General features: G+C 66.7%; 12 protein-coding genes. 8 read left to right on the top strand and 4 right to left on the bottom strand.

Annotation, left to right across the window (positions count from 1 at the left end; genetic code table 11):
* The 3 genes from FFS27_RS15135 to FFS27_RS15125 form a co-directional block, all read left to right on the top strand.
* On the top strand, positions 1-900 hold a 900-nt coding region (locus FFS27_RS15135), incomplete at its 5' end, for an FUSC family protein (RefSeq protein WP_137952082.1).
* The gene (locus FFS27_RS15130) at positions 887-1090 is read left to right on the top strand and encodes a DUF1656 domain-containing protein (RefSeq protein WP_003091655.1); all 204 of its coding nucleotides are present in this window, start codon (positions 887-889) and stop codon (positions 1088-1090) included. The genes FFS27_RS15135 and FFS27_RS15130, both read left to right, overlap by 14 nt.
* A gap of 27 nt (positions 1091-1117) precedes the next feature.
* The gene (locus FFS27_RS15125) at positions 1118-1975 is read left to right on the top strand and encodes an efflux RND transporter periplasmic adaptor subunit (protein WP_003091654.1); all 858 of its coding nucleotides are present in this window, start codon (positions 1118-1120) and stop codon (positions 1973-1975) included.
* Here FFS27_RS15125 and FFS27_RS15120 read toward each other — a convergent pair.
* From FFS27_RS15120 to FFS27_RS15110, 3 genes are all read right to left on the bottom strand, one after another.
* Entirely contained in the window at positions 1956-3131 is a 1176-nt protein-coding gene (locus FFS27_RS15120; RefSeq protein WP_003130346.1) for an MFS transporter, read from the bottom strand. The two genes, FFS27_RS15125 and FFS27_RS15120, sit on opposite strands and share 20 nt — an antisense overlap.
* 150 nt (positions 3132-3281) lie before the next feature.
* Positions 3282-3752: a MaoC family dehydratase gene (locus FFS27_RS15115; RefSeq protein WP_003091647.1), complete on the bottom strand. Its 471-nt coding sequence runs from the start codon at positions 3750-3752 to the stop codon at positions 3282-3284.
* A complete protein-coding gene (locus FFS27_RS15110) occupies positions 3749-4699 on the bottom strand; it encodes an alpha/beta hydrolase (protein ID WP_003138291.1) in 951 nt (316 codons plus the stop codon). Before FFS27_RS15110 ends, FFS27_RS15115 begins: the two co-directional genes overlap by 4 nt.
* A 246-nt stretch (positions 4700-4945) precedes the next feature.
* On the opposite strand from FFS27_RS15110, the gene fadD2 reads away from it, so the two are divergent.
* From fadD2 to hrpA, 4 genes are all read left to right on the top strand, one after another.
* Positions 4946-6634: a long-chain-fatty-acid--CoA ligase FadD2 gene (gene fadD2 / locus FFS27_RS15105; RefSeq protein WP_021265086.1), complete on the top strand. Its 1689-nt coding sequence runs from the start codon at positions 4946-4948 to the stop codon at positions 6632-6634.
* Positions 6635-6868: 234 nt separating this feature from the next.
* Positions 6869-8557: a long-chain-fatty-acid--CoA ligase FadD1 gene (fadD1, locus tag FFS27_RS15100; protein WP_003091643.1), complete on the top strand. Its 1689-nt coding sequence runs from the start codon at positions 6869-6871 to the stop codon at positions 8555-8557.
* A 122-nt stretch (positions 8558-8679) separates the two neighbouring features.
* Entirely contained in the window at positions 8680-8805 is a 126-nt protein-coding gene (locus FFS27_RS33610; RefSeq protein WP_021265085.1) for a hypothetical protein, read from the top strand.
* Between the two features lie 175 nt (positions 8806-8980).
* Positions 8981-12961: an ATP-dependent RNA helicase HrpA gene (gene hrpA / locus FFS27_RS15085; protein WP_019485716.1), complete on the top strand. Its 3981-nt coding sequence runs from the start codon at positions 8981-8983 to the stop codon at positions 12959-12961.
* Between the two features lie 72 nt (positions 12962-13033).
* Here hrpA and phoA read toward each other — a convergent pair whose 3' ends face one another.
* Positions 13034-14464: an alkaline phosphatase gene (phoA, locus tag FFS27_RS15080; protein WP_003112133.1), complete on the bottom strand. Its 1431-nt coding sequence runs from the start codon at positions 14462-14464 to the stop codon at positions 13034-13036.
* Between the two features lie 204 nt (positions 14465-14668).
* Here phoA and FFS27_RS15075 point away from each other — a divergent pair, with 204 nt between their 5' ends.
* A complete protein-coding gene (locus tag FFS27_RS15075) occupies positions 14669-15106 on the top strand; it encodes an HIT family protein (protein ID WP_003105490.1) in 438 nt (145 codons plus the stop codon).
* Positions 15107-15302 lie beyond the last annotated feature (196 nt).

Below are 15302 nucleotides of genomic sequence, written 5' to 3'. Positions count from 1 at the left end.
TCGGTCTACTGCATCTATACCGGCTGGCCGGCTGCGTCCGGCGCGATGCTGCTGGCGGCGGTGGTGTGCAGCCTGTTCGCCAACCGCGACAACGCGGTGGCCATCGGCCTGAGCTTCCTGCGCGGCATCGTCTACGCGATCCCGGCGGCGATGCTGGTCAGCCAGTGGCTGCTGCCGCAGTGGAATGGCTTCCCGCTGCTCTGCCTAGCGATGGGCGTGCCGCTGTTCTTCGCCACCCTGGGCATGGCCGTACCGGTCACCGCCGGCACCGCCACCTCGTTCGCGATCCACTTCATCGTCCTGGTCGCGCCGCGCAACCAGATGGACTACGACCTCGCGACCCTGCTGAATTCCGCCCAGGGCGTACTGATCGGAGTCGGCTTCGCGGTGGTGATCTTCCGCTTGCTGACCTTGCGTCCGGGCTGGCTGACCCGACGCCTGCTGGATGCCACCTGCGTCGACCTCGGCCGCCTCACCCGGCGCCCGCTGGCGCAGGCGGAGAACTGGTTCGGCGGGCGCATGGCCGACCGCCTGTTGCGCCTGGCGCGGCACGCCAACCTGTTGCCGGAGCAGGAGCGGCGGCGTTGGGACGATGGCCTCCTGGCGCTCGACCTGGGTAACGAACTGATCCACCTGCGGGCCTGCCTGGAAGGCGCCCGTGGCGTCCTGCGCAAGGCGCGTGACCGCTTCCTCGGGGAACTGGGCGAGCTGCTTGAGGCCGGTCCCGCGGGTCCGCGCAGCGACCGCCTGGAACGGATCAGCCTGCCGTTGCGCGAAGCCCTGGAGCGCGACGCTCGCCACGACGACGAAGCCAGCCGCCTGGCGCGCGCGGCCCTGGCGCAACTGCTGTTCACCTGGCAGCAGTGGTGCCATCAGGAGGAAAGCCATGAGTCTGCATGAATCGGCCTGGGGCGGCGTCTACCTCAGCCCGCTGTTCGTCTATGCCCTGCTGGCGCTGGCGGCCACCGCCGCGCTGCGGGTGCTGATCCAGAAAACGCCGTTGCGTCGCTGGGTCTGGCACGAGGCGCTGTTCGACTGCGCCCTGTTCATTTTGATGTTGAGTGGCATTACCTGGGCGGCCACGACCTGAATCCGTCGCCCCGAGAAGGAGATTCGCATGCGTGCATCGCTTCGCGTCGTCGTCACCCTGCTGGTGGTCGCTGCCGCTGTCCTCGCCGGCATCTGGCTCTGGCGCTACTACATGCTCTCGCCCTGGACCCGCGATGCCCGGGTGCGGGCCGACGTGGTGGTGGTGGCGCCGGACGTGTCCGGCTGGGTGACCGACCTGGAGGTCAAGGACAACCAGGTGGTCAAGGTCGGCGACGTGCTGATGCGCATCGACCAGGAACGCTACCAGGCCAACCTGGAGCAGGCCCGCGCCGTCGCCGAGACCCGTCACCAGCAATACCTGTTGCGCCAGAACGAGGCGGCCCGGCGCAGCCGCCTGGGCATCGGCGCGATCAGCGCCGAGGACAAGGAAAACGCCCAGATCAATGCCGCCATCGCTCGCAGCGAGTACCAGGAAGCGCTGGCCCAGGTGAAGATCGCCGAACTCAACCTCAAGCGCAGCGAACTGCGCGCAGCGCGCAACGGCCAGGTGACCAACCTGCGCCTGGCCCAGGGCAACTACGCCACGGCGGGCCAGGCGGTGATGGCGCTGGTCGACCAGCAGTCCTTCTATGTGGTCGCCTACTTCGAGGAAACCAAGCTGCCCGGCATCCGCGTCGGCATGCGCGCCCAGGTCCGCCTGATGAGCGGCGATCAGCCGATCGACGGCACGGTGGAGAGCATCAGCAGCGGTATCACCGACCGCAACTCGACGCCGGACGGCCAGTTGCTGGCCAATGTCGAGCCGACCTTCAACTGGGTGCGCCTGGCGCAGCGCATTCCGGTGCGCATCCGCCTCGACCAGGTGCCGGCGGATGTCCACCTGAGCGCCGGGATGACCGCCAGCGTCACCGTGCAGGGGGACTGAGCGGCAGCGCTTGCGTGGCGCCATCCAGCGTGCTGGCGCCAAGCGCGCAGGCCAGCGCCGCCAGCACCAGGGCGAGGCCGACCCAGGGCGTCGCGGCGACTCCCAGTGCCGCCACCACCAGGCCGCCCAGCGCCGCGCCGAGGCCCACGCCCAGGTGCATGGCCGAGGTGTTCAGGGCGACGCCGGCGGAACCGCTGGCCGGATCGCTGCGCAGCAGGAAGCTCTGCACCACCGGCGAGATCATCCAGCTGATCGCGCTCCAGACCATCAGTACCGGCAGGAACCCAATGCTGCCCAGGCTCAGCGGCACCGCCGCCAGCGCCAGGGCGAAGGCCGCCGGCACCAGACGCAGGGCGCGCCGGTGGCCGAGGCGGTCGGCCAGCCAGCCGCCGATATAGCCGCCGCTCAGCGCTGCCAGGCCGATCAGCAGGAGGATCAGGCTGATCTCGCCGGGCGAGCGAATACCGGCCATGCTCGCCAGGTACGGGGTGAAATAGGCGAACAGGGTGAAGTGCCCGCCGAGCAACAGGATCGATACCAGTTGCGCGAGCCACAGCGCGGGCTGGCGCAACTGCCGCAGGTAGCCTTCGCGGCCGGGCAGGTCGCCGGCCTGGCGTTGCGGCAGGTAGCGCCAGAGCAGCAGGCACAAGGGCAGCGAATAGACCGCGATGCCGGCGAAGATCCAGCGCCAGCCGAACCAGTCGCTGATCTGTACGCCCAGTGGCACGCCGAACACCAGCGAACCGCTGATGCCCATGAAGATCAGGCCGATCGCCCGGCCGCGCTGGGCCGGGGCGGCCAGCTCGGCGGCGAGCAGGCTGGCGAGGACGATCAGCAGCCCGCAACAGGCCGACATTCCCAGGCGAGCCAGGAGCAGGCCGAGATAGCCCGGAGCGAGGGCGGCGAGCGCGTTGCTGAGGGCGAACAACAGCAGGGTCGCCAGCAGCAGGCGGCGGCGTTCGATGCGCCGGGTCAGCCAGCCGAGCAGCGGTGCGGCGAGGGCGAAGCCGAGGGAGAACAGGGTGGTAAGCTGGCCGGCCAGGCTGATGGAGACCCGCAGGTCTTCGGCCAGGGGCGGCAGGATGCCGATCAGGATGCTTTCCGCCAGGCCGGCGGCGAAGGTGGTCAGGGATAGCAACAGCAAGCGAAGGTCCATGGCGGCTCCGATTCCCGGTAAGGGGTTTCGGGCGGTGGAATGCCTTCGGTTATCCCTGGTGTTTGAGGTAAGACAGCGGACAGGGTAGAGCAGCGCGCGGCGGCCCGGCAAGTCCGCCGGGCCGGATGGCCCGACGGCAGGGAAGGCTGCTCAGCCGATGCTGATCGGCGGCAGTTCGGCCAGCTCGACGCTGAGCTTCTCTTCCGGCGCCATGATCTCCGCTTCGCCGTCGACCACCTGCTTGCCTGCCTGGTTGAACACCCGCGTGGCCATGCGCACGCGGTTCTTCGGCAGCTTCTCGAGGACTTCCAGTTCGACCTTCAGGTCGTCGCCGAGCTTGACCGGACGGGTGAAGCGCAGGGTCTGGCCGAGATAGATGGTGCCTGGACCGGGCAGCACGGTGGCGATCGCCGCGCTGATCAGGGCGCCGCTGAGCATGCCGTGGGCGATGCGTTCCTTGAACTGGGTGGTGGCCGCGTAGGCGGCGTCCAGATGCACCGGGTTGCGGTCGCCGGAGACTGCGGCGAACAACTGCAGGTCGCGCTCGGCGATGCTGCTGGTGTACTCGGCCTTTTGCCCGACCTCTAGCTCGGCGTAGGGAATGTTCTGGACCTGGCTCATGTTCTCTCCTTTGTCGAATGATCCCGGCGGTGGCGCAGGGCCTGTTCCAGCCAGTCGATCAGGTCTTGGGTGACCGCGTCGCGGTTGCTCTCGTTGAACAGCTCGTGACGGGCCTCGGGATAGGTCTTCAGGGTCACCTGGCGCAGCCCGGCGCCGCGCAGGGCGTCGGCCAGGTCGCCCAGGCGCCTGCCCTGGCTGACCGGGTCGCGTTCGCCGCCGATGACCAGCAGCGGCAGGCCGGCATCGATCTGCCGCAGGTGGGTGGGCGGGGTGATATCGGCCAGGCCGCCGAGCAGGTCCACCCACAACTGGTTGCTGCAGCGGAAGCCGCACAGCGGGTCGGCCACGTACCTGTCGACTTCCTGCGGATCGCGACTGAGCCAGTCGAAGGCCGTGCGATTGGGCTTGAACGCCTTGTTGAACGAGCCGAACGAGAGGAAGTCGATCAGCGCGCTCTTGCCCAGCGGCCCCTGGCGCCAGCGCTCGAAGCGGGCGATCAGGCGGGCGACCCGGTAGAGCGCTTGCGGCTGGTAGTTGGAGCCGGAAAGGATCGCCCCTTGCAGGCTGCAGCTGTGGTGCAGCAGGTAGGCCATGGAGATGTAGCTGCCCATGCTGTGGCCCAGCAGGAAGATTGGCAGTTCCGGGTGCTGCTGGCGGATATGGTGGTTCAGGCTGGCCAGGTCGCCGACCACCTTGCCCCAGCCGCCCTGGTCGGCGAAGTGGCCCAGCTCGTCGGCTTCGGCGGTCCGGCCGTGGCCGCGCTGGTCGATCGCATAGAAGTGGTAGCCGGCAGCGTTCAGCGCGGCGGCGAGACGCTCGTAGCGACCGGCGTGCTCGGCCATGCCGTGGGACAGCATCACCGCGCCAACGGCCGTTGCGCTCGGCCAGTGGCGGGTGTACAGCGGGGTTTCGTCGCTGGCGGGGAGCCAGTAGGCAGCGGCGGGCATGTTCGTTCCTTGTGCCGGGCGGACGCGTTCCGGCGCATTCTAGCAGCGTGCGCGGTTTCGTCCCGGAAAAGCGCCACCCTTGGGCACGGCCCGCTCTGGAATGGCGGGCGGCGAAGAGCGACAGGCTGGAGATTCACACTATCAATAAGGGCAGGAGGAGTATTTGCGCTGTCCGATGCAACTGCTAAGTTGCCCGATACCCCGCACACGCGGGCCAGACCCGCTCAGGTAAGAGGACAAGAATAAATGCAACCTGAATTCTGGAACGACAAACGCCCGGCCGGCGTACCCGACAGTCTCGACTTCGGCGCCTACCGTTCCGTGGTCGAGGTCTTCGAGCGCTCCTGCAAGAAATTCGCCGACCGCCCGGCCTTCAGCAATCTCGGCGTGACGCTCAGCTACGCCGAACTCGATCGTCTGTCCGCCGCCTTCGCCGCCTACCTGCAGAAACAGACCGATCTCCAGCCCGGCGACCGCATCGCGGTGCAGATGCCCAATGTCCTGCAATATCCCATCGCGGTGTTCGGCGCCTTGCGCGCGGGGCTGGTGGTGGTCAACACCAATCCGCTGTACACCGCCCGCGAAATGCGCCACCAGTTCAAGGACGCCGGCGTGCGTGCGCTGGTCTATCTGAACGTGTTCGGCAAGCTGGTCGAGGAAGTGCTCCCGGATACGCGGATCGAGTACCTGATCGAGGCGCGCATGGGCGACCTGTTGCCGGCGCTGAAGGGTTGGCTGGTGAACAGCGTGGTGAAGTCGGTGAAGAAGATGGTCCCCGATTATCGCTTGCCCCAGGCGCTGCCGTTCAGGCAGGCCTTGAAGCAAGGCCAGGGCCATGCCCTGCAGCCGGTCAGGGTCGGCCTGGAGGATGTCGCCGTGTTGCAGTACACCGGCGGCACCACCGGGGTCTCGAAGGGGGCGATGCTCACCCACGGCAACCTGGTGGCGAACATGCTGCAGGTCCACGCCCAGCTTTCCCAGCTCGGCAAGGATGGCCTGCCGCTGATGAAGGAGGCGCAGGAGGTGATGATCGCGCCGCTGCCGCTCTACCACATCTATGCCTTCACCGCGAACTGCATGTGCATGATGGTCAGCGGCAACCATAACGTGCTGATCACCAACCCGCGCGACATCCCCGGTTTCATCAAGGAACTGAAGAAGTGGCGTTTCTCCGCGCTGCTCGGCCTCAACACCCTGTTCGTCGCGCTGATGGAGCACCCCGGGTTCAAGGACGTCGATTTCTCCAACCTGAAGCTCACCAACTCCGGTGGCACCGCACTGGTCAGCGCCACCGCCGAGCGCTGGAAGGTCGTCACCGGCTGCACCGTGGTGGAAGGCTATGGCCTCACCGAATGCTCGCCGGTGGTGACCACCAACCCCTACGGCGAGCAGGCGCGCCTGGGCACGGTGGGGATTCCGGTCGTGGGCACGGCGCTCAAGGTGATCGACGAGCAGGGCAACGAGCTGCCTGTCGGCGAACGTGGCGAACTCTGTGTGAAAGGTCCGCAAGTGATGAAGGGGTACTGGCAGCGTCCCGAGGCCACCGAGGAGATTCTCGATGCCGAAGGCTGGCTGAAGACCGGCGACATCGCGGTGATCGACGAGGACGGCTTCGTGCGTATCGTCGATCGCAAGAAGGACCTGATCCTGGTCTCTGGCTTCAATGTCTACCCCAACGAGATCGAAGACGTGGTGATGGCCCATCCGAAGGTGGCCAGTTGCGCGGCGGTGGGCATTCCCGACGAGAAGTCCGGCGAGGCGGTGAAGCTGTTCGTGGTGGCCCGCGACCCCAGCCTGTCGGTCGAGGAGCTCAAGGCCTACTGCAAGGAAAACCTCACCGGATACAAAATTCCGCGACAGATTGTGCTCAAGGATGCATTACCGATGACGCCTGTGGGTAAAATCCTCCGTCGTGAGCTGCGCGAAATCGCCTGATAGCCTTACAAGGCTCTGAAACGGGCATTTGCCGGGGACAGGAAAGACCGTGACCGAGACTAATGTCTCGGTCATTTTTTTGACCGAATAGGTCATGTTTGGTGCTGGTCTGCCTCTGGCAAAGCTGATAATCTCGGCGCGCCTAATAGCCCTGGGTCCAGGGTTAGCGAGCAGATCACAACAAGATGCCGCCATGAGCGGTGAAGATTAGCTGTTGCTTAGGAGTGGGCTTCCATGATCGAAAACTTCTGGAAGGACAAGTACCCAGCGGGTATTGCTGCCGAGATCAATCCCGACCAGTACCCGAACATCCTGTCGGTACTGAAGGAGTCCTGCCAACGTTTTGCCACCAAGCCCGCGTTCACCAACCTGGGCAAGACCCTGACCTACGGCGAGCTGTACAAGCTGTCCGGCGACTTCGCCGCCTACCTGCAGCAGCACACCGATCTCAAGCCCGGCGACCGCATCGCCGTCCAGTTGCCCAACGTCCTGCAATACCCGATCGTGGTCTTCGGCGCCATGCGCGCCGGCCTCATCGTGGTCAACACCAACCCGCTGTACACCGCGCGCGAACTGGAACACCAGTTCAACGACTCCGGCGCCAAGGCGGTGGTCTGCCTGGCCAACATGGCCCACCTGGTCGAGGGCGTACTGCCGAAGACCGGCGTCAAGCAGGTGATCGTCACCGAAGTCGGCGACATCCTGCCGCCGCTGAAGCGCTTCATCGTCAACTTCGTGGTCAAGCACATCAAGAAGATGGTGCCGGCCTACAGCCTGCCGCAAGCCACCAAGCTGACCGACGCGCTGGCCAGGGGCGCCGGCAAGTCGTTCCAGGAAGCCGCGCCGCAGGCCGACGACGTCGCCGTGCTGCAATACACCGGCGGCACCACCGGGGTCGCCAAGGGCGCCATGCTGACCCACCGCAACCTGGTGGCCAACATGTTGCAGTGCAAGGCGCTGATGGGCGCCAACCTCAACGAGGGCTGCGAGATCCTCATCGCGCCGCTGCCGCTGTACCACATCTATGCCTTCACCTTCCATTGCATGGCGATGATGCTCACCGGCAACCACAACATCCTGATCACCAACCCGCGCGACCTGCCGTCGATGCTCAAGGACCTCGGCCAGTGGAAGTTCACCGGCTTCGTCGGCCTGAACACCCTGTTCGTCGCCCTGTGCAACAACGAGACCTTCCGCAAGCTGGACTTCTCCGCGCTGAAACTGACCCTCTCCGGCGGCATGGCACTGCAGCTGGCCACCGCGGAGCGCTGGAAGGAAGTCACCGGCTGCGCCATCTGCGAAGGCTACGGCATGACCGAGACCGCGCCGGTGGTATCGGTCAACCCGTTCCAGAACATCCAGGTCGGCACCATCGGTATTCCGGTGCCCTCGACCCTGTGCAAGGTGATCGGCGACGACGGCCAGGAAGTGCCCCTGGGCGAGCGCGGCGAACTCTGCGTGAAAGGTCCGCAGGTGATGAAGGGCTACTGGCAGCGCCAGGAAGCCACCGACGAGATCCTCGACGCCGATGGTTGGCTGAAGACCGGCGATATCGCGATCATCCAGGAAGACGGCTACATGCGCATCGTCGACCGGAAGAAGGACATGATCCTGGTCTCCGGCTTCAATGTTTACCCGAACGAGCTGGAAGACGTGCTGGCGACCCTGCCGGGCGTCCTGCAGTGCGCCGCGATCGGCATCCCCGACGAGAAGTCCGGCGAGTCGATCAAGGTCTTCGTGGTGGTCAAGCCGGGGGCGACCCTGACCAAGGAACAGGTCATGCAGCACATGCATGACAACCTGACCGGCTACAAGCGGCCGAAGGCCGTGGAGTTCCGCGACAGCCTGCCGACCACCAACGTCGGCAAGATCCTGCGCCGCGAACTGCGCGACGAAGAGCTGAAGAAAGCGGGCCAGAAGTAAGTCCGCCGTTGCCTGAAGAAGCCCCGCCGATGCGGGGCTTCTTCGTTGCTGGCAGTCGGTTGCGGGGTGAGCGGGCCTGTGCGGACGTGCCTGCAGCGCATCACCTGCCGGAGGAAACCCCCATGGCCCGCCTCGATCCTGCCCTGGCCGAAGAAATACGCCGTCTGCCGATCAGCCGGCGTCTGGAACTGATCCAGGCATTGCTGGATCGCGCCGGCCCCGAGGTGCTCAAGCGACTGGGGCGCTGAGAGGGCCATTGCCCACCAGCAGCGTCGGCCGTATCGCGGCAGCGAGCGTTAACCGGGATTCGTCCTCTTCCGCTCAAATCTGCGACAATTCCGAATATTTTTCGCCTCGGCAGTGGCCGGAGCTTCTTCCCGTCCTCCGCGACTGCGGCACGCTCACAGCATTCGAAAAGCCTAGATGACCGACCAGACTCCTTCCCTCGACCAACTCGTCCGGCGCCTCGACCAGGCCCAGATCAGCGACCGCCACCGCTTGCGCCGGCAGCTCCACGAACTGCGCAAGCAGCCCGACGACGCGCGCCTGGCGCAGTGGGTCGAGCGCTTCCAGGCCTCCTGCGCCAAGGTCGAGGCGCGGCGCGCCAGCGTGCCGGCGATCCGCTACGACGACAGCCTGCCGATCGCCGCCAAGCGCGACGAGATCAAGGCCGCCATCGCCGCCCACCAGGTGGTGGTGATCGCCGGCGAGACCGGCTCGGGCAAGACCACCCAGTTGCCGAAGATCTGCCTGGAGCTGGGGCGCGGCATCCACGGCCTGATCGGCCATACCCAGCCGCGTCGGCTGGCGGCGCGCAGCGTGGCGACGCGGGTCGCGGAAGAGATCGGCACGCCGCTGGGCGCGCTGGTCGGCTACCAGGTGCGCTTCGAGGACCAGAGCGACGACAGCACCCTGGTCAAGCTGATGACCGACGGCATCCTCCTGGCCGAGACCCAGCACGACCGCTACCTGGAGCGCTACGACACGCTGATCGTCGACGAAGCCCACGAGCGCAGCCTGAACATCGACTTCCTCCTCGGCTACCTGAAGACCCTGTTGCACCGGCGTCCGGACCTGAAGCTGATCATCACCTCGGCGACCATCGACCTGGAGCGTTTCTCCCGGCATTTCGACGGCGCCCCGGTGATCGAGGTTTCCGGCCGCACCTATCCGGTGGAGACCTGGTACCGGCCGCTGGCGGCGGAAACCGACGAGGAGGGCAACCGGGTCGAGGACGACCTGTCGGTGGACCAGGGCATCCTCGCCGCCCTCGACGAGATCGCCGCCCACGAACGCGAGGTCGGCAAGCGGCCCGGCGACGTGCTGGTGTTCCTCCCCGGCGAGCGGGAGATCCGCGACGCCGCGGAGATGCTGCGCAAGGCCAACCTGCGCCACACCGAGGTGCTGCCGCTGTACGCGCGACTGACCCCGGCCGAGCAGCAGAAGATCTTCCAGCCGCGCCCGGGACGCAAGATCGTGCTGTCCACCAACGTCGCGGAAACCTCGCTGACGGTGCCGGGCATCCGTTACGTGATCGACAGCGGCACCGCGCGGATCAGCCGCTACAGCTACCGCGCCAAGGTCCAGCGGCTGCCCATCGAGGCGGTGTCGCAGGCCAGCGCCAACCAGCGCAAGGGCCGTTGCGGACGGGTCGAGCCGGGCATATGCGTGCGTCTCTACAGCGAGGAGGACTTCAACGCGCGTCCGGCCTTCACCGACCCGGAAATCCTCCGCACCAACCTGGCCGCGGTGATCCTGCAGATGCTGCACCTGCGCCTTGGCGACATCGAGGCGTTCCCCTTTATCGAGCCGCCGGACGGCAAGGCGATCAAGGACGGCTTCACCCTTCTGCAGGAACTGTCGGCGGTCAACCGCGAAGGCCAGCTGACCCCGCTGGGGCGCCAACTGGCGCGCCTGCCGATCGACCCGAGGCTGGGCCGCATGCTGCTGGAGGCGGCCCAGCAGGGTAGCCTCGAGGAAGTGTTGACGGTGGCCAGCGCGCTGTCCGTGCAGGACCCGCGCGAGCGTCCGGTGGAGCGGCAGCAGGCCGCCGACCAGGCGCACGCGCAATGGAAGGACCCGGATTCCGACTTCGCCGCGCTGATCAATCTCTGGCGTGGCTTCGAGGAGCAGCGCCAGGCGCTGGGTTCCAACGCCCTGCGCAGCTGGTGCCGGAAGAACTTCCTCAACTACCTGCGCCTGCGTGAGTGGCGCGACGCCCACCGCCAACTGACCTTGATCTGCCGCGAACTGAAGCTGCCGTTCGGGCGTCCGGCCAAGGCCGAGGCGCGCAAGCCGGAGGCGAAGAAAGGCGCGTCGGCCGACAACGAACGCGAGGTACCGGGGATCGATTACGCGGCGGTCCACAAAGCGATCCTGTCCGGCCTGCTCAGCCAGATCGGGCAGAAGGCCGAGGAAGGCGACTACCTCGGCGCTCGCCAGCGACGTTTCTGGATCCATCCGTCCAGCGGCATCGCTCGCAAGCGCCCGCAATGGATCATGGCCGCGGAACTGGTGGAGACCACCAAGCTGTTCGCCCGAATGGTCGCGAAGATCGAGCCGGACTGGCTGGAGCCGCTGGCCGGGCACCTGATCAAGACCAACCACTTCGAGCCGCACTGGGAGAAGCGTCGCGGCCAGGTGGTGGCGTTCGAGCAGGTCACCCTCTACGGCCTCATCGTCATCGGTCGACGTCCGGTGCACTATGGTCCGATCGACCCGCCGGTGGCGCGCGAGCTGTTCATCCGCGAAGGCCTGGTGCGCGGCGAGATCAACAGCCGCGCCAGGTGCCTGAGCGCCAACCGGCAGTTGCTGGAAAAGCTCGACGAGCTGGAAGCCAAGGCACGCCGGCGCGACATCCTGGCCGACGAGGAAACCCTGTTCGCCTATTACGACGCGCGCCTGCCGGCGGACATCTACCAGACCGCCAGTTTCGAGAAATGGTACGCCCGCGAGCGGCAGAACCAGCCGGACCTGCTGCTGATGCGCGAGGAAGACGTGCTGGCCCGCGAAGCCAGCGAAGTCACTGCGGCGCAGTACCCGGATCGCCTGCGCCTGGGCGATCTGCACCTGTCGCTGAGCTACCAGTTCGAGCCCGGCACCGCGCGCGACGGCGTCACCGTGCGGGTACCGGCGCCGCTGCTGCCGCAATTGCCGGCCGAACGCATCGACTGGCTGGTGCCCGGCCTGCTCTACGACAAGGCGGTGGCGCTGGTGCGCAACCTGCCGAAGGCGATCCGCAAGAGCTTCGTGCCGGTACCGGACTTCGTCCGCGCCGCCCTGGAGCGCATCACCTTCGGCGAAGGTTCGCTGCCGCAGGCGCTGGGCCGCGAGCTTCAGCGCATGACCGGCGTGCGGGTAGCCGATGAGGCCTGGGCCGAGGCGGCGACGCAGTTGGACGATCATCTGCGGATGAACATCGAGGTGGTCGACGCCCAGGGCAAGTTCCTCGGCGAGGGCCGCGACCTGGCCGAACTCACCGCGCGTTTCGCCGAAGCCAGCCAGGCGGCCCTGGCGATACCCCAGGCCGACAAGGAACAGCAGCGTCCGGTGGAGGCCAAGGCCTTCGCCAGCGTCGCCGAGAAGGCCCAGCAGAAGGTCGCCGGATTGTCGATGACGGTATACCCGGCGCTGGTGGAGGAGCAGGGCGAGGTCAAGGAAGGGCGCTTCCCGACCCAGGCCGAGGCCGACTACCAACACCGCCGCGCCCTGCAACGACTGCTGTTGCAGCAACTGGCCGAGCCGGCCAAGTACCTGCGCGCCAAGCTGCCGGGGCAGACCGAGATGGGCCTGCTGTACCGCGAGCTGGGACGGGTCGAGGCGCTGGTCGAGGACATCCTCCTGGCCAGTCTCGACAGTTGCGTGCTGCAGGGCGAAGGCCTGCCGCGCGACGGCGCCGCCCTGGCCGCGCTGGCCGAGCGCAAGCGCGCTGCCTGGCACGAGCACGCCGAGCGCCTGGCACGCCTGGTGCTGGATATCCTCAAGCTCTGGCACGGCCTGCAGAAGCGCTTCAAGGGCAAGGTCGAGCTGGCCATGACCGTGCCGCTGAACGACGTCAAGGGCCAACTGGCCAACCTGGTGTATCCGGGGTTCGTCCGCGCCACCCCGCTGGAGTGGTTGAAGGAGTATCCGCGTTACCTCAAGGCCATCGAGCAGCGCCTGGACAAGGTCGCCGGCCAGGTCCAGCGCGACCGGGTGTGGAGCGGCGAGCTGGGCGAACTCTGGGCGCAATACCAGGCGCGCCTCGCCAAGCACGCCCAGGAAGGCAAGCGCGACGCCGAGTTGCAGGTGTATCGCTGGATGCTGGAGGAGTACCGGGTCTCGTTGTTCGCCCAGCAACTGGGGACCCGGCTGCCGGTCTCGGACAAGCGCCTGGCCAAGCAGTGGAGCCAGGTCGAGGGCTAGTTCCAGGGATGCCGCGCGAAATGAAAAAGGCGCGCCGGTCGAAACCGGCGCGCCTTTTTCGTTCTGGTCCGATCAGTCGCGCAGGTTCAGTGCGCGACGGATGGTGAAGAACAGGTCGGTCTGGTCGGTCAGGCCGGTGACATTGGCGGCCTGCGGGCCGTAGGCGGCGATGCGCAACTGGGTGCCGGTGTGCTCCTGGGAGCCTTCCTCGGAGTTGCCGTAGCTGATCGCCAGCGGCGCGCCGTCCTTGGTCGTGAGCAGTTGGGTCAGCCCCGGCGCGGCGGTTTCCGGCGGGATGATCTGGCTGGAGTGGGCGTGGTCGGCGGTGACGATCACCAGGGTCTCGCCATCGGCCTTGGCAAAGGCCAGGGCCTTCTGCACGGCTTCGTCGAGGTCGACGGTCTCGCCGATCTGGCCGCACGGATTCGCGGCGTGGTCCTGCTTGTCGATGGACGCGCCCTCGACCTGCAGGAAGAAGCCGTTCGGATTGTCCTTCAGCAGCTCGATGGCCTTGCTGGTCATTTGCGCCAGGGTCGGGATGTCGGCGGTGCGCTTCGGGTTCGCCTCGCAGCTCACCGCCGGCTGGTTCAGGTTGCCGTGGTAGGTGGCGGTCGGACCGAGCCAGCGCACCGGCATGTTGCCCGGCGCGAACAGGCCGATCAGCGGCTGCTTCTGGTTGGCGCGGCGCACGGCTTTCAGCTCGTCGAGGTTCTCGACGATCCGGTAGCCGCGGGCTTCGGCCTGGGCGCGGAGGGTCTTGCCGGCATAGCGGCCAGCCTTGGCGGTTTCCGCGAAGGTCGCGGCGCCGCCGCCGAGGACCACGTCAGGGCGGGTCTTCAGCCATTGCTCGGTGATCGAGCCGGCGCCGCCGTTCTCCAGGGCATTGCTCGGGCACTGCTTGCTGGTGGCTTCGGGGCCGTAGCACTTGCGAGCGGTGACGTGGGCGAGCAGGGCGGCCGGGGTGGCGTCCTGCAGCTCGGCGGTGGAGACGTTGCCGGTGGCCTTGCCGTTGAGCTTGGCCAGCTCCAGCAGGTTGCGGTGTGGCTGTTCGTGGATATCCACGCCGATTGCGCCGTTGTACGACTTGACCCCGGTGGTCCAGGCGGTGGCGGAGGCGGCGGAATCGGTCACGTAGTCCGGCAGGCCGCTGTCCTTGTGCAGGGAGTAGTGGGTGTACTGGCCGGTCAGCGGCAGCGCATCGATACCCTTGAAGTAGCCGCCCGCGCCGCGCGCGTAGTTGCGCGCCACGGTGATCTCGGAGTCGCCCATGCCGTCGCCGATCAGCAGGATCACGTTCTTCGCCTTCTTCTTCGACAGCGACTGCTTCAGGGCCTGGGTCAGGTCCTGCTCGACGCGCCGTGCGCCGCCGTATTCGCTGAGTTCGCCACGGGCCTGGCGGTTGAACAGCGACGGATCGTCCTGGCGCGCCTGGGCCGGCAAGGCGCTGCCGAGCACGGCCATGGAGACGGCAAGAGAGAGGGCGAGGGGATAACCTGGGGTCATGACGCATTTCCCTATGTTGAGGAGGTGGCTGTGCGAGACGGCGGGGCCATCCGGCGAGTGCTACGAAAGTAGGGAAGGGTGATGACGGGCTTGTGACAATTTCTTTCGAAGTGTGTGGAGCGCGCGACGCATCACGTCGTGACGAGCGGGGAGCGAGCCGGTATGGTGCGCAGGTCTATTCCGGTTCGTTCAAGGAAAGCCTTCATGAGTCTGCACGGCGTTTACGATTCCCAGAACATCTTCGCCAAGATCATTCGCGGCGAAGCTCCCTGCTACAAGGTCTACGAAGACGAGGACGTGCTCGCCTTCCTCGATCTGTTCCCGCAGTCCTACGGGCATACCCTGGTGATTCCCAAGCACGCCGAGGCGCGCAACCTGCTCGAGATCGATGCGCAGAACCTGGCCAAGGTCATGGCCGTGGTCCAGCGCCTGACCCGCGCCCTGGTCGAGGAGGTGCAGCCGGACGGCGTGCAGGTCGCCCAGTTCAATGGCGCCCCCGCCGGGCAGACGGTCTTCCACATCCATTTCCACGTCATCCCGCGCTTCAGCGGCGAGAACCTCGGCATCCATGCGGCGAAGCAGGGCGACCCGGAAGTGCTCGCACAACTTCAGGAGCGTTTGGCGCAGCGTCTGCAAGGCTGATTGCGCATGGGCCGGCCCGGTTCGGGGGCGGTCCTTCGCTCGTCGGATTTTTTCTGAAATATTTTGTTACATACTGTCGAGGGTCAGGCGCGCCGCGGTTTTCCGGCGATGTGCGCAACAATTTGCACAGTTTTTTTGACGTAGCATCCGCGCGATCACGCACTTCGGATCGAGCACGGCGAACAGGGACGCCAGC

Origin of the sequence: Pseudomonas sp. 2VD, assembly GCF_005503585.1 — a bacterium.
Taxonomy (GTDB): domain Bacteria; phylum Pseudomonadota; class Gammaproteobacteria; order Pseudomonadales; family Pseudomonadaceae; genus Pseudomonas; species Pseudomonas aeruginosa.
The sequence above is the reverse complement of the archived record's forward strand: the minus strand, read 5'-3'. Positions and strand labels throughout refer to the sequence as shown.

Excerpts from the sequence above, each read along its gene's own strand:
- FFS27_RS15130 (WP_003091655.1), top strand. The coding sequence starts at position 887 with ATGAGTCTGCATGAATCGGCCTGGGGCGGCGTCTACCTCAGCCCGCTG.
- FFS27_RS15125 (WP_003091654.1), top strand. The coding sequence starts at position 1,118 with ATGCGTGCATCGCTTCGCGTCGTCGTCACCCTGCTGGTGGTCGCTGCC.
- FFS27_RS15120 (WP_003130346.1), bottom strand. The coding sequence starts at position 3,131 with ATGGACCTTCGCTTGCTGTTGCTATCCCTGACCACCTTCGCCGCCGGC.
- FFS27_RS15115 (WP_003091647.1), bottom strand. The coding sequence starts at position 3,752 with ATGAGCCAGGTCCAGAACATTCCCTACGCCGAGCTAGAGGTCGGGCAA.
- FFS27_RS15110 (WP_003138291.1), bottom strand. The coding sequence starts at position 4,699 with ATGCCCGCCGCTGCCTACTGGCTCCCCGCCAGCGACGAAACCCCGCTG.
- fadD2 (WP_021265086.1), top strand. The coding sequence starts at position 4,946 with ATGCAACCTGAATTCTGGAACGACAAACGCCCGGCCGGCGTACCCGAC.
- fadD1 (WP_003091643.1), top strand. The coding sequence starts at position 6,869 with ATGATCGAAAACTTCTGGAAGGACAAGTACCCAGCGGGTATTGCTGCC.
- FFS27_RS33610 (WP_021265085.1), top strand. The coding sequence starts at position 8,680 with ATGGCCCGCCTCGATCCTGCCCTGGCCGAAGAAATACGCCGTCTGCCG.
- hrpA (WP_019485716.1), top strand. The coding sequence starts at position 8,981 with ATGACCGACCAGACTCCTTCCCTCGACCAACTCGTCCGGCGCCTCGAC.
- phoA (WP_003112133.1), bottom strand. The coding sequence starts at position 14,464 with ATGACCCCAGGTTATCCCCTCGCCCTCTCTCTTGCCGTCTCCATGGCC.
- FFS27_RS15075 (WP_003105490.1), top strand. The coding sequence starts at position 14,669 with ATGAGTCTGCACGGCGTTTACGATTCCCAGAACATCTTCGCCAAGATC.